A 13,958-nucleotide genomic window follows, 5' to 3' on the forward strand; every position below is an offset into this window, starting at 1 on the left:
CTTTCGTGACAGCCAACGACGCCCGAGACGGGTGCAAATCGGGAGAGATGGATGGCGGGTAAAGGGGAGAGCTGGCTGCGCAGCGAGTCCGCGCAGGGCTATGCGCTGATTTCGCCCCCCTTCCTCTATGCCGTTCTTTTGCTGGCCGCGCCGCTGGTCACGATCCTCGCCTATTCCTTCTTCAAGGATGGCTATCTGACGGTGGTGCATGAATTCACCGTACAGAATTACATCGCCACATGGACCGATCCGATCTTTCGCGTGATTCTGGTTCGCTCGCTGCTGGTGGCGGGGCTGGTGACGCTGGTCACGGTCGCGCTGGCCTTCCCGATTGCCTATTATCTGAGCTTCGGTCTGGCGCCGAACCGCAAGGCGCGCTGGATCTTTCTGATCACCATCCCGTTCTGGACGTCGTATCTGATCCGCGTGTTTCTGTGGAAGGTGATCCTTGGCTATAATGGCGTGATCAATTCCGCGTTGGAGGGGATCGGGATCATCGGGCCGAACGGGTTAATCGCCGATCCGCTGCAGATGCTCAATTCGGTGGGGGCGATCGCGCTGACGCTGGCCCATGCCTATGCGCCCTTCGCGATCCTGCCGATTTTCGTGAGCCTCGAGAAGATCGACCGCTCGTTGCTGGAGGCGGGGCAGGATCTGGGCGAAAGTCGCTGGCGCACCTTCCTGCGCGTGACACTGCCCTTGGCGATGCCCGGTGTCGTAGCCGCGACGCTGATCGTGTTCATCCCGACGGTCGGCGATTACGTCACGCCCGAGCTGATCGGAGGCGGCAAGATGCCGATGGTCGCGAACCTCATTCAGGCGCAGATGCTACCCCTGGACAACCGCCCGCTGGGCTCGGCCATTGCGGTCAGTTCGCTGCTCGTGGTCGCGGCTCTGTCGCTGGTCTTCCTGTGGCTCAACCGCCGCTTCCTGAAGGTCGGAAAGTGAGCCGCGCATGAAAATACCGTCCCTAAAGATTTACGCGATCGCCTACCTGATCTTCCTCTACGCGCCGATCTTCCTGCTGCCGCTGTTCGCTTTCAACGACGGCACGATCATCGCCTTTCCGCTGAAGGGTTTCACGACCGACTGGTTCGCGAAAATGGCCGAGAACGACACGCTGCGCCACGCGCTGTCGAATTCGCTGATCATCGCGCTGACGTCCTCGGCGGGCGCCACGATCCTCGCGGTTTTCGCCGCCCGCGCCTCGACGCGCTACCGTTTCAAGGGCAAGGGCGGGATCATGGGGCTGATCCTGCTGCCGATGGTCCTGCCCGATATCCTGATGGGGATGTCGCTGCTCTTGGTGATGCTCGAAGTGCTGAAGGTGAACCTGTCGATCGCGACGGTGATCCTCGGCCATGTGATCATTTCGCTGCCCTATGCCATCGCGGTGCTGCAGACGGCTTTCGCGACGCTGGATCAGTCGCTGGAAGAGGCGGCGGTCGATCTGGGTGAGACGCGAATGTCGACCTTCCGCCTGATCGTTCTGCCGCTGGTGATGCCCGGTATCATCTCGGCCTTCCTGATCTCCTTCACGATCTCGCTCGACGAGTTCATCGTGGCCTTCTTCCTCGCGGGCAATCAGCCCACGCTGCCCACCTATATCTTTTCCCAGCTGCGTTTCCCGTCAGCGATCCCGGTCATCATGGCGCTTGGCACCTGCCTCGTCGCGGCCTCGATCCTGCTTCTGAGCGTGGCCGAATTCTTCCGCCGGCGCGGGGTCAAACGGACCGGCGCCAAGGATACCGGAGGTTTCCTGTGACCGATAAACCGATGATCGCCTTTCAGGACGTTCATAAATATTACGGCGATTATCACGCGCTGCGCGGCATCACCGCGGAGATCCGCGCAGGCGAGTTCTTCTCGCTGCTCGGTCCGTCGGGCTGCGGCAAGACCACGCTGCTGCGCACCATCGCGGGATTCGAGGAGATCTCGGAAGGCGCGGTGCTGATCGACGGCAAGACGATGGTGGGCGTTCCGCCGAACAAGCGGCCCACCAATATGGTGTTCCAGTCCTACGCGATCTTCCCGCATCTGAGCGTGGCCGAGAATGTCGGCTTCGGCCTGCGCCGCGATCCGCGTTCGAAATCGGAGAAGGCCAAGCTGGTCGAGGAATCGCTCGAGATGGTCGGGCTCAAGGGCTACGGCACTCGCGCGGCCCATGCGCTCTCGGGCGGGCAACGGCAGCGTGTGGCGCTGGCCCGCGCGCTGATCCTCAAGCCTAAGGTTTTGCTGCTCGACGAGCCGCTCTCCGCGCTCGACCGCAAGATCCGCGAGCAGATGCAGGTCGAGCTGATCAAGCTGCAGCGCGAGGTCGGCATCACCTTCGTTCTGGTCACCCACGATCAGGAAGAGGCGCTGGTCATGTCGGACCGGATCGCGGTGATGTTCGAGGGCGAGATCGCCCAGCTCGCCGATCCGGAAGTGCTCTATGGTCACCCCAATTCGCGCCGCGTGGCCGATTTCATCGGGGTGATGAATTTCTTGCCCGCGACGGTCACGGATGGGCCCGGCGAAGCGGTCACCGCAGAGGTCGCAGGTCTCGGACGGCTCGAGGTCGCGCCGAGCCAGATCTCGATCGCACCTGCGGGCGATGGCGCCGCGGTGGGTTTCCGCCCGGAAACCTTGACGCTTCTTTACGAAGGTCAACAGGCCTCCGACCGCGAAGCGCCCGGCACGATCGACGAGGTCGTCTATTACGGCGACATGACCTATTACGACGTGCGCCTCGACGGCACCGAAAAACCGGTCCGTATCTCGATGCGCAACGTGTTCGGCCGCCCCGTGCTGGAAGTCGGCACCCGCACCCGCGTCGCATGGTCGCCCGGAGCGCTCGTTTTGTTCCGGTGACCGGGGCAGGGGGCGCTGACCCCGTCGCCGGATGGCGACAAAACTTAAGAGGCACAGGGCGCTGCCCTGTCGCGGGAGGGCGGCATGGCTCAAAGGCGGAAGGGCGCGGCCTCGCAAGAGGTCCCTCGCCAGCGGCTCTGATCACTCCTCCGGCGGTGCGTAGCCATCTGTCAGGGTCTCGAGAAAGGCGATGATATCTGCTTGCTCGGCCTTGGTCAGCGCGTCGCCTTCTCCGGGCTTGCGTCCGAAAGGCGCATCGGTGCGGTCGATATTTCCCTGATAGCGAGTGGGCAGGTCGTCGAACCGCGCCACTTTTCCGTTGCGCGTGGGGTAAATCGCGCGGGGATCGCTGTCGCGCTTGGCGTAAAAGCGCAGGACCTGTTGCAGGCTGGTGTAGACACCGTTGTGGAAAAACACGTGCCGGGTCGCGACGTTGCGCAGGCTCGGGGTCTTGAACATCCCGCAATTGCCGGGCTGCGTCGAAATCGTGTCGTGGCGCAGCGGGCCGCACAGACCGAGATCGATATAATGCGGATCGGCATTGGCCGGGATCGCCGGGTTACGGGGCACGCCGAGCGCCTCGTATTCGTAATCGGTGAATTGCGGCGGGCGACCATCGGCGGACCGGGTGTCGAGATGACAGGCCGCGCAATTGCCCTTCTTCGGATCGTCGAAGAGCGCACGGCCCCGCGCCTCTGCCGGCGAAAGCTGCGCCTCGCCCGCGAGAAAGGCATCGTATTTGCTGGTATAGGGATGAAATTCCACCGCCTCGGTCTGGTAGCGCGACAAAGCGAAGGCGGCCTCGTCGATCAGCATCTTGTCGTCGTCACGCACCGCCTCGCCGAAGAGCCGCGCTAAGCGGTCGCCATAGCGCGCTCGCAGGGTCGCGGCGAGGGTTGCGCGGTCGGGCTCTGCCATCTCGAAATGAGTGAAGAGGACGGCCAGCGCCTGCTCTTGCAGCGTATCCGCGCGCCCGTCCCAGAACAGACCGCCCCGCGGCACCGCGCTCGCGGCGGCGGGCGTGCCGGCGGTTTTTTGCGACGCGGGCTGCGTAGATGCGCTTGCTCCTGCGGCTCCTTTCGCGCCCGCCCCTTGCTGTGCGACCGCCTGCGGCGCGGCTTCGCCCGCCTCCGAGGTCGGGTCGAGCATCCCGAAGGTGAAGGGTGGCGTCTGGCGCTTGTATGTGAGCGATGGCACCGCGCGCAGTCCCGGCTGGTCGAGATACGCCCCGCCAAGCTGCACCGGGCGGGCATTGGAGGGCGCGAAGTGATTGCCCGGGTCGTGGCAGCTCGCGCAGCTCATTTGGCCACTGGCTGACAGCGTGGGGTCAGAAAACAGCGCCTTGCCGATCGTGGCCACGGCGCTCAGATCGGCATCTCCGGGTGCGGTCGTTTTCGAACCGGCGTCGGACGCGGCCCCGACGGGGGTGGCCGAAAGGAAAGCCGCGAGCGTGATGCTCGCGGCCCCCTGTGCCGAACGGATCGTTCTGGGAGTGATCAATCTCAGGTTCGGCAGTCTCATCGCCTCAGCCTTTCGGGTTGCCGGTGGCCGGGTCGAGGATCAGCTTGCCATTGGCCGCTTTCGAGAAGTCGAACATGCCGTTCAGCTCGCCCGCCTGGGCGTCGAAGGAGCCCTGACCGATGCGCTGACCGTTCAGCCAGTTATCCTCGATAAACTTGGTGACCGAGGACTGATCGACCAGTGTGTGATCCACCGCGTTCTTCTTCGCATAGGGCGAGATCACCAGCATCGGGATGCGGGTGCCGTAGCCGCAACGGCCCTGCGCGGGCTTGCCGTCGAGCCCGGGCAGCGTCTTGTCGCTGGCGCAGTTGCTGCCATTGAGCACGTCGTAGCCCGCGACCGGGATGTTCGAGCCGTTCACCACTGCCATCGCGTGGTCATACCAGCCATCGGAGTCGTCGTAGGTCACGACGATCGCTGTGTCCTTCCAGTCGTTCGATTTCTGCAGCGCGTTGACCGCGTTGACGATGAACTCCTGCCCATCGAGCGGGTCGGAATAGCCCGCATGGCCGTCCTGATAGGCGGGCGCTTTCAGGAAGCTCACCGCCGGCAGGTTGCCGTTCTTCAGGGCCGCGTAGAAATCCTTGCTGTCATATTGGTGGTTCGCGCCGCCATCGTCCGACGTGCCGATCACATCGACCGAGGCGGGACGGGTGTGATCGACGTTCCGGGTCGATTTGTAATACTGGAAGGGTTCGTGGTGGGGGATGTAGTCCTTCGAGGTCTCGCCGGTCACCTGCGAGAGCGACGAGCGGTCGCAGCCGGTGGTGCCGTTGCCGTTCACCGCGGTCAGATCGAAGCCGCCCTCGAACCAGCCCCAGGTAACGTTCTTGGCGTTCAGCAGATCGCCGATATTCTTGCCGCCCATAAGCGTCGTCGGGTATTTCGGGTTCGAGCAGACATCGCCGGTCGGGTCGAGATCCGAGATCATGGTCCAGCCGCCATTGCCGTCGGGTACGACGCGCCCCTTGTCATAGGTGCCGTCGGCTTCGAGTTTGTAGCCCTTGGGCAGCACCGCGCCATTGGTCTGGCCCGAGACGAGGTTGATCGCGCCCGGCGTCGAGGGGCCGAAAGTGCTCGAGAAGGCATTGTCGTTCATCGCGTAGGCCTGCGCGTAGTTCCACAGTGCGGTGACGGTATTGCCGTCGTAATAGCCCATCACCTGGCCCTTGGTGCCGAATGCGCCCGTGCCGCCCTTCGTGCCCTTGCCGGTATTGGCCGGGAAGGCATCCATCTTGCCGCCGTGGAAAGCGGCCTGCTCGGCGGTGTAGCCGTGGTTCTGGTCGGCGGACGCGGCCTGCGTCCGGTCGAGCCGGAACGGGGCGGCGGCATTCGCGCCATTGACGGCATTGCTCTTGTTGGGGTTGTTCTTCAGCAGACCGGCGCTTGCGAGCGTATTGGCCTTGGGCGTGTCTTTCGCGGCGGTGAATTGCGGCTCGCCCTTAGGGTTGGCGGCCTTCGGATAGGTCGCGAAATAATGGTCGAAGGAGACGTTCTCCTGGAAAATCACCACGAGATGCTTGATCGGGGTGGCGGTCTGGGTATCGGCGGCGGTGCCAGCCTGGGCGGTCGCGGCGGCGCAAGCCAGCGCGAGCGCGCTGACGGCACCGGTCGGGCGGAGCGTGTCGATCATGTGAAGTCCCTCGTTGAGATGGCAGCTTTCCCGTGCGTTACGGGGCGTGGCCTCTGGCTAGGGGCGTCATTTGACACTTCGGTGACGGTTCCGCTCACGCGCCATCACCCCTCGGTGAGACCGGCGCGGATACACGCGGATGGGATGTTGCGTGAGCAACCGGTGATCGCGGCGCGAGCGCACCGGCTAGGTTTTGCGAGGGGGGCTGAGCAGGGGGCGGCCTCCGCTCGCCACGGCCGTTCTCCGGCGCTACGGGGCGTGCGGCGGGGCGTCCTTCCGCTTGAAGTTCGTTTATCCTGCCTCACCCCCAAGGATATTCTCGGCAAGAGGAACGGGCTTAGGTTTACGCGGCTGACATGCGGCTTGCGTGTTTGCCATTTGACCACCCCCGGCAACGCGGCCTAGATAGGGGCCAAGTAAGGCGCGGAGGCATTTGCCATGAAGGTCATCATCTGCGGTGCGGGTCAGGTCGGTTGGCAGATCGCGCGCCATCTGGCGGGCGAGCGCAACGACGTCACGGTCGTGGATTCCAATCCCGAACTGGTGCGGCGCGCGGCCGATACGCTCGACGTCCAGGGCGTGGTGGGCTTCGCCTCGCATCCGGACATTCTCGAGCAGGCCGGGGCGCGCGATTGCGACCTGATGATCGCCGCAACCCATTCCGACGAGGTCAACATGGTGACCTGCCAGGTCGCGATGTCGGTCTTCGGGATCACGCGCAAGATCGCCCGCATCCGGGCGCAAAGCTATCTGCAGCCGGAATATTCCGATCTCTACCGCCGCGATCATCTGCCGATCGACGTCATCATCTCGCCCGAGCGCGAGGTGGCCGAGGCTGCGCTGCGCCGTCTGGCGGCGCCCTCGACCTTCGACACCGAAAGCTTCCTCGACGAGCAGTTGCAGTTGCTGGGGATCGAGCTGGACGCTGATTGCCCTGTGCTCGACACGCCGCTGCGGCAGCTGACCGATCTGTTCTCGACGCTGCGCGCTGTCGTGGTGGGCATTCGCCGCGAGGGGCGGCTATTCGCGCCCGAGCCGGGCGATCAGCTTTTCGCGGGCGACCAGATCTATGTCTTCGCCCATGTCGAGGACGTGAACCGCACGCTCGATATCTTCGGCAAATCCACGCAGAAGCAGGAACGCATCGTCATCATCGGCGGCGGCAACGTCGGTCTCAGCGTGGCCAAGTCCCTCGAAGCGCGGACCGAGCGCGTGCGTGCCAAGATCATCGAGCGCTCGCGCGCGCAGGCCGAGAAGGCCGCCGATGCGCTGGACCGTACGATCGTTCTCAACGGAGACGGGATGAGCTCGGAACTGCTGGAGGAGGCGAATATCGCCACCGCCGACGCGGTTCTGGCGATCACGGATGACGACAAGACGAACATTCTCGTTTCGGTGCGCGCGAAACAGGCGGGCTGCCGGATGGCGATCTGCCTGATCAACGATCCGACGCTGGCGCCCTTGCTGAGCGCGCTCGATATTGATGCCTATATCAACCCCCGGGCAACCACCGTGTCGTCGATCCTGCGCCATATCCGCCATGGCCGGGTGCGCGCGATCTACTCGATCGGGGATGCCGAGGGCGAGGCGATCGAGGCGCAGGTCATGGGAACCTCGCCGATGTCGGGCAAGGCGGTGCGCGATGTCGATTTCCCCGAAGGGGTTCTGATCGGCGCGATCCGCAAGGGCGACAAGATCGTCAAGCCGACCGGCAATACCCGGATCGAGGAGGGCGATATCGTGGTTCTCTTCGCTCTGACCTCCGACGTGCCCGAAGTGGAGCGCCTGTTGCAGGTCTCCATCGACTTCTTCTAAGGGCCGGTCCGCATGGAACGCATGATCAAGGCCTTGCCGCTGCCGATACTCCTGATGGGAGTTTCGGCGCTGGCGATGTATGTGCCGGCGATCCACGCGCTCCTGACGCATCATCACCATACCGCGCGATCGTTCTTCTATTCGGCGACGCTGTTTCTCTTCGCGACCGCCCTGATCGGCTTGGCCAACGGGTCGAACCCGCGGCCTGCGCGGGCGGGGCGGGCGAGCCTTCTGATCATGCTGGCCGCTTTCACCGTGCTGCCCGTGCTGCTCGCAGTGCCGTTCTATATCGCGGTGCGCGACACATCGTTTTTCAATAGCTGGTGGGAGATGGTCTCCGCCTTCACCACCACGGGCGGCACGCTTTACGAGCCCGACCGGTTGGTCGGCTCGGTGCATCTTTGGCGTGGGCTGGTGGCGTGGATGGGCGGCTTCTTCATCCTCGTGATGGCAATCGCGGTGCTGGCGCCGATGCGGCTTGGCGGCTTCGAAGTGTTCTTCTCGGGTGGCCCCTCCGGCGCCCCGGCCGCCGCGGCCCCGGCCGCAGATGGTGGCGCGGAGATGTCCGAGCGCATCGCCCATTACGCGGTCTCGCTGGCTCCTATCTATACCGGGCTGACGGTGCTGCTGTGGGTCTGCCTGCTGATGGCGGGGGACCGGTCGCTGACGGCGCTGATCCATGCGATGTCCACTCTCTCGACCTCCGGCATCTCGCCAGTGGGCGGGATGGCCAATGCGCGCTCTGGGGTGGCGGGCGAGATGGTGATCTTCGTGTTCTTCCTGCCCGCGCTGTCGCGCAGGCTCTGGCCGGGGGGCGGCGAGCTGCGCGCCTCGCCGAAGCTGATCGACGACCCAGAGCTGCGTCTGGCTGCGGGGCTGGTGATCCTCGTGCCGCTGTTTCTGTTCCTGCGTCACTGGATCGCGGCGCTGGAAGTGCGCACGCCGGGCGATTTCGGCGCGATCTTCCGCTCGATCTGGGGGTCGCTGTTCACCTCGCTGTCCTTCCTGACCACGACCGGCTTCGAATCGAACGGCTGGCACGACGCGCGCGACTGGTCGGGCCTGGGCACACCGGGCCTGATCCTCGCGGGGCTTGCGATCATCGGGGGCGGCGTCGCAACGACCGCGGGCGGGGTGCGCCTGCTGCGGGTTTACGCGCTGCTGCGTCACGGCGAGCGCGAACTCGACAAGCTGATCTATCCGAACTCCATCGCGGGCGGCGGCATGATGGCAAGGCGGCTGCGCCGCGAAGGCGCCTATATCAGCTGGATCGTGTTCATGCTGTTCGCGATTTCCATCGCCGGGGTGATGATGGCGGCGTCGCTGTTCGGTCTGTCGTTCGAGCCCGCGACGATCCTGACCATCGCGGCGCTGTCGAATACCGGACCGCTGGCGGGGATCGCGGCCGATGTGCCACTGAGCTGGGCCCATCTGAGCGAGCCAATCAAGGCCGTTTTCGCCTTCGCCATGGTGCTTGGCCGGCTCGAGACATTGGCGATCATCGCCCTGTTCAACCCGGAATTCTGGCGCGCCTGAATCCCGGATTCGATACGCAATTTCTGGCTCAGGGCCTAACAAACTGTTTTTTGGGCTGGAATCTCCCGCTATGCGCTGCATACTTGAAGAAAGGGCAAATCAGGCCCGTCCGATCACGCGCGATGCGAAACGCGATACGAAAAACAAGGGCAAGAATAATATGGCTGGCGACAAACAGAACCTGCAAGACGCATTTCTCAATCATGTGCGCAAGACAAAGGTTCCTGTCACGATCTTCCTGATCAACGGGGTGAAGCTGCAGGGCGTCATCACCTGGTTTGACAACTTCTGTGTGCTTCTGCGCCGCGACGGGCAATCTCAGCTTGTTTACAAGCACGCGATCTCGACGATCATGCCGGGACAACCTATCTCGCTTTACGAAGGCGACGACTAAGCGGCGCCGCGCGCGGCTTTAGCGATACATATCTTGAGCGAAACGACCTCTACCGAGACGCCCGATACGCGGGCCTACGTGATCCATCCCGACATTCCGTCGCGAGAGGGCCAGCGACACTTGCCCGAATTTGCGCTGGCCGAAGCGGTTTCGCTCGCCGCCGCCCTGCCGCATCTGCAGGTGGTGGGCGAGGAGATCGTGAAGCTGCGCAAGCCCGAGCCGGGCAAGCTGTTCGGCCAGGGCAAGCTGGCCGAGATCAAGGCGCGGCTGGAGGAGAACGAGGTCGATCTCGTCTTCATCGACGGGCCGGTGACCCCGGTGCAGCAGCGCAACCTCGAGAAGGAATGGGGGGTGAAGCTCCTCGACCGGACCGGGCTGATCCTCGAAATCTTTGCCGACCGTGCGCGCACCCGTGAAGGTGTGTTGCAGGTGGAACTGGCCGCGCTGAGCTATCAGCGTACGCGGCTGGTGCGCGCCTGGACCCACCTCGAGCGTCAGCGAGGCGGGCTCGGCTTCGTCGGCGGCCCGGGGGAAACCCAGATCGAGGCCGACCGCCGCGCCATCGACGAGCAGATCGTGCGTCTGCGCCGCCAGCTTGCGAAGGTCGTGAAGACCCGCGAGCTGCACCGCGCCGCACGCCGAAAGGTGCCGTTCCCGATCGTGGCGCTGGTGGGCTATACCAACGCGGGGAAATCCACCCTGTTCAACCGCGTGACCGGGGCCGAAGTGCTGGCCAAGGACATGCTGTTCGCCACGCTCGACCCGACGATGCGCGGGCTGGAGCTGCCGACGGGCCGCAAGGTGATCCTGTCCGACACGGTGGGCTTCATCTCGGACCTGCCGACGCAGCTTGTCGCCGCCTTCCGCGCGACGCTGGAAGAGGTGCTCGAAGCCGATCTGATCCTGCATGTCCGCGACATCTCGCATCCCGAGACCGAGGAGCAGGCGGAGGATGTGAACGACATTCTCACCAAACTCGGCGTCGCCAAGGAAGTGCCGCTGATCGAGGTCTGGAACAAGATGGACGCCGTACCGCCCGAGCCGCGCCGCGCTCTGCTGGTACAGGAGGCACGCGAGCCCGATCTGCAGGCGATCTCGGCGCTGACCGGAGAGGGTCTCGACGCGCTTCTGACGGCGATCGACGAGAAGCTTTCGGAAGAACGCTATCAGGAAGAGATCACGCTGGGCTTTGCGGATGGCCGCAAACGCGCCTGGCTGCACGAGCAGAACGTGATCCGCGGCGAGACGCAGACCGAAGATGGGTGGACCTTCGAGGTCGAATGGACCGGCAGTCAGCGCAACCGGTTCCGCGCGCTGTAAGCCGGGCCGGAGACGGAGCAGGGGCGCTGCCCCTCTTCGCTGACGCGAATTCACCCGGGATATTTACACCAAGCCGAAGCGGGCGCGCGCGCCTTGGTTTTCCCGGGGACGCCCATGACCGGTAGGGGTTGCCAAGGCGGCGCGATGGGTCTATATCGCGCGCACTTCACAGGCGGAGGCGGGCCGATGGGGGAGACATCCCCAAAAGTCCACCGGTTGGGGCATATGCCCTGAGACCCTCCGCTCAGGCGCAAACCGGAAAAGGAATTGGACATGGCGCTTCCTGAATTCTCCCTGCGTCAGCTCTTGGAAGCTGGCGTTCACTTCGGCCACCAGACCCAGCGTTGGAACCCCCGTATGGGTCAGTACATCTATGGCGAGCGTAACGGCATCCACATCGTCGACCTGACGCAGACCGTTCCGCTGCTCGACCAGGCTCTGCAGGTCATCCGCGACACCGTTGCTAAAAACGGCCGCGTTCTCTTCGTCGGCACCAAGCGTCAGGCTGCGCGCCCGATCGCCGAAGCCGCCGAGAAATGCGCACAGTATTACATGAACCACCGCTGGCTCGGCGGCACGCTGACCAACTGGAAGACCGTCTCCCAGTCGATCAAGCGTCTCAACGAGATCGACGAGAAGCTCGAGCAGGGCGCTGAAGGCCTGACCAAGAAAGAGCGTCTCGGCATGGAGCGTGACCAGGCCAAGCTGCAGGCGTCGCTCGGCGGTATCCGCGAAATGGGCGGTCTGCCGGACCTCCTGTTCGTGATCGACGTGAACAAGGAAGACCTCGCCATCGCGGAAGCCAAGAAGCTCGGCATCCCGGTCGTGGCGGTGGTCGACACCAACTGCTCGCCGAACGGCGTGGATTACGTGATCCCGGGCAACGACGACGCGGCCCGTGCGATTGCGCTCTACTGCGACCTCGCTTCGCGCGCAGCTCTCGACGGCATGTCGGCCCAGATGGGCGCGGCGGGCGTCGATGTCGGTGCCCTCACCGAGACCCCGGTTGAAGAGGCGCTGGCCGAGGCCGAGGCCAAGTAAGGCCGCGACCGTCACCCAGATGACATGAGGGCGGGGTATCCCGCCCTCGCAGAGTTCTTGAAGGAGATCCGACCATGGCGATTACCGCCGCTCAGGTGAAGGAACTGCGCGAAGCTACCGGCGCAGGCATGATGGACGCGAAAAAAGCGCTGACCGAGACCGATGGCGACATGGACGCCGCCGTTGACTGGCTGCGCACCAAGGGCCTTGCGAAGGCTGCGAAGAAATCGGGCCGCGTGGCTGCCGAAGGTCTCGTCGCGCTCGCCGTCAACAACGGCAAGGGCGTCGCGATCGAGATGAACTCGGAAACCGACTTCGTCGCGAAGAACGCCGATTTCCAGAAGCTCGTCTCCGACATCGCGGAAGTCGCGCTGGAAACCGGTGAAGATGTCGAAGTCGTCAAGGCTGCGCATCTCAACGGCAAGAAGGTCGAAGACGTGATCACCGACGCCATCGCGCGTATCGGTGAGAACATGAACCTGCGCCGCATGCACATCCTCGAAGGCGACACGCTGGTGCATTACGTGCACAACGCTGCCGCCGACGGCATGGGCAAGATCGGTGTGCTCGTTGCGCTGAAGGGCGAAGACAACGGCATCGGCAAGCAGATCGCGATGCACATCGCCGCGACCAACCCGGCCGCGCTGTCCGAATCCGATCTCGACCCGGCTGTCGTCGAGAAGGAAAAGCAGGTTCAGATCGACATCGCACGTGAATCGGGCAAGCCCGAGCAGGTGATCGAGAAGATGATCGAAGGCCGCATGAAGAAATTCACCGCGGAAGTCACGCTGCTGAACCAGCAATTCGTCGTCAATCCCGACCTCACCGTCGGTCAGGCCGCGAAAGAAGCTGGCGTCGAGATCACCGGCTTCGTCCGGATGGAAGTCGGCGAAGGCATCGAGAAGAAAGAAGAAGATTTCGCCGCTGAAGTGGCGAAGACCGCAGCTGGCAACTAAGCCCGCGCCTCTTCTTTGAAATAGGAAACGCCGCCCTGATCGGGGCGGCGTTTTTCATTGTGGGGCAGGGGTTTGGGATGCGAACCTAACGCGCCGCCGCGTGTGAGGCGTTCAGGAAAATCTGCTTTTGCACCGAGGCTTTCATGACCGCCTGCGCGGTGGTGTCCACGTCCAGCGCCTCGCGCGCCAGTCGCAGGTGTTTCTCCACCGTCGAAGGGGTCAGCCCCATGATGATCGCGATATCGGCGGTCGTCTTGCCCTCCGCCACCCATTCGAGGACTTCGCGCTGCCGATCCGTCAGTGGGCGTCGCCCGGTGGAATAGGGCATGGTCGAGATGCGCAGATGAACGAGGCTGTTCATCACCATCAATTCGCGTTCGTTCTCGCGCCAGATGCGGTCGACGTCGTCCTGGCTCAGCCCCGGCCGCCCCACGAGTCCGATCGCGCCGCGCGCGTAGGAGAGCGGGTCGGAGAAACCGATCGAATAGCCCGCGCGGATGCCGAAACGGTGGTTGATGTCGATCACGTCGATCTCTGCCGGGGTCAGCTCTCCCCGCATTGCGCGGTCCGCGACGATGCGCCACGAGCAGGGCCCGTCATTCTTCGCCGCCCATTGCACCATCGGCGCGTGGCGATATTTTCCCTCTCCGATGAAGAGGTCGAGATATTCCTTCTGGTGGTTCGAGAGGATCAACAAATCGTCTTCGTGGCCGAAGTTGTTTCCCTTTCGGAAACTCGTGAACCCATAGATCAAACGGTCGAAGCCGAACCGCTCCATTTCGCGGCAATGGCGGGTCCAAATTTCCTGCACGGATTTTGCGCGTAAGACCGCCTCACAGAAGGATAACATCGCGTTTCACCCCACAATCGGTTAGTTCGCGTAGCTCAT

Annotated in this window: 12 protein-coding genes; 9 read left to right on the forward strand and 3 right to left on the reverse strand. The window is 63.8% G+C overall.

Annotated elements, in window-relative coordinates:
• Positions 1-51 precede the first annotated feature (51 nt).
• The 3 genes from B6V75_RS02320 to B6V75_RS02330 are packed head-to-tail and all read left to right on the forward strand — an operon-like array spanning position 52 to position 2,853.
• Entirely contained in the window at positions 52-948 is an 897-nt protein-coding gene (locus B6V75_RS02320) for an ABC transporter permease (RefSeq protein WP_075774835.1), read from the forward strand.
• A gap of 7 nt (positions 949-955) precedes the next feature.
• Positions 956-1,765 (forward strand): ABC transporter permease, encoded by an 810-nt coding sequence (locus B6V75_RS02325; protein ID WP_075774834.1) that lies wholly within the window; start codon positions 956-958, stop codon positions 1,763-1,765.
• Between the two features lie 11 nt (positions 1,766-1,776).
• Complete coding sequence (locus B6V75_RS02330) at positions 1,777-2,853, forward strand: ABC transporter ATP-binding protein (protein ID WP_088719370.1); 1,077 nt, start codon at positions 1,777-1,779, stop codon at positions 2,851-2,853.
• Between the two features lie 141 nt (positions 2,854-2,994).
• Here B6V75_RS02330 and B6V75_RS02335 read toward each other — a convergent pair whose 3' ends face one another.
• Together B6V75_RS02335 and B6V75_RS02340 are read right to left on the reverse strand one after the other, a co-directional pair.
• Positions 2,995-4,374 (reverse strand): cytochrome c peroxidase, encoded by a 1,380-nt coding sequence (locus B6V75_RS02335; protein WP_088718590.1) that lies wholly within the window; start codon positions 4,372-4,374, stop codon positions 2,995-2,997.
• Between the two features lie 4 nt (positions 4,375-4,378).
• The gene (locus tag B6V75_RS02340; RefSeq protein ID WP_088718591.1) at positions 4,379-6,007 is read right to left on the reverse strand and encodes an alkaline phosphatase family protein; all 1,629 of its coding nucleotides are present in this window, start codon (positions 6,005-6,007) and stop codon (positions 4,379-4,381) included.
• 438 nt (positions 6,008-6,445) lie between these two features.
• Between B6V75_RS02340 and trkA the strand changes: the two genes are divergently transcribed.
• The 6 genes from trkA to tsf all read left to right on the forward strand — a co-directional run bounded on the left by trkA (position 6,446) and on the right by tsf (position 13,069).
• A complete protein-coding gene (gene trkA, locus B6V75_RS02345; protein ID WP_075774830.1) occupies positions 6,446-7,822 on the forward strand; it encodes a Trk system potassium transporter TrkA in 1,377 nt (458 codons plus the stop codon).
• 12 nt (positions 7,823-7,834) lie between these two features.
• Positions 7,835-9,358, forward strand: coding sequence for a potassium transporter TrkG (locus B6V75_RS02350; protein WP_088718592.1), 1,524 nt, complete (start codon positions 7,835-7,837; stop codon positions 9,356-9,358).
• A gap of 160 nt (positions 9,359-9,518) precedes the next feature.
• A complete protein-coding gene (gene hfq / locus B6V75_RS02355) occupies positions 9,519-9,752 on the forward strand; it encodes an RNA chaperone Hfq (RefSeq protein WP_038060695.1) in 234 nt (77 codons plus the stop codon).
• A 33-nt stretch (positions 9,753-9,785) separates the two neighbouring features.
• Positions 9,786-11,072, forward strand: coding sequence for a GTPase HflX (gene hflX / locus B6V75_RS02360; RefSeq protein WP_240496890.1), 1,287 nt, complete (start codon positions 9,786-9,788; stop codon positions 11,070-11,072).
• A gap of 273 nt (positions 11,073-11,345) precedes the next feature.
• Positions 11,346-12,113: a 30S ribosomal protein S2 gene (gene rpsB, locus B6V75_RS02365; RefSeq protein WP_075774827.1), complete on the forward strand. Its 768-nt coding sequence runs from the start codon at positions 11,346-11,348 to the stop codon at positions 12,111-12,113.
• Between the two features lie 74 nt (positions 12,114-12,187).
• Entirely contained in the window at positions 12,188-13,069 is an 882-nt protein-coding gene (gene tsf, locus B6V75_RS02370) for a translation elongation factor Ts (RefSeq protein WP_075774826.1), read from the forward strand.
• Positions 13,070-13,154: 85 nt separating this feature from the next.
• Here the strand turns inward: tsf and B6V75_RS02375 are convergent, their stop codons facing one another.
• Positions 13,155-13,880, reverse strand: a complete 726-nt coding sequence (locus B6V75_RS02375; RefSeq protein ID WP_240496891.1) for a LuxR family transcriptional regulator — start codon at positions 13,878-13,880, stop codon at positions 13,155-13,157.
• Between the last annotated feature and the right edge of the window lie 78 nt (positions 13,881-13,958).

Origin of the sequence: Thioclava sp. F1Mire-8, assembly GCF_002213165.1 — a bacterium.
GTDB classification, from domain to species: domain Bacteria; phylum Pseudomonadota; class Alphaproteobacteria; order Rhodobacterales; family Rhodobacteraceae; genus Thioclava; species Thioclava nitratireducens.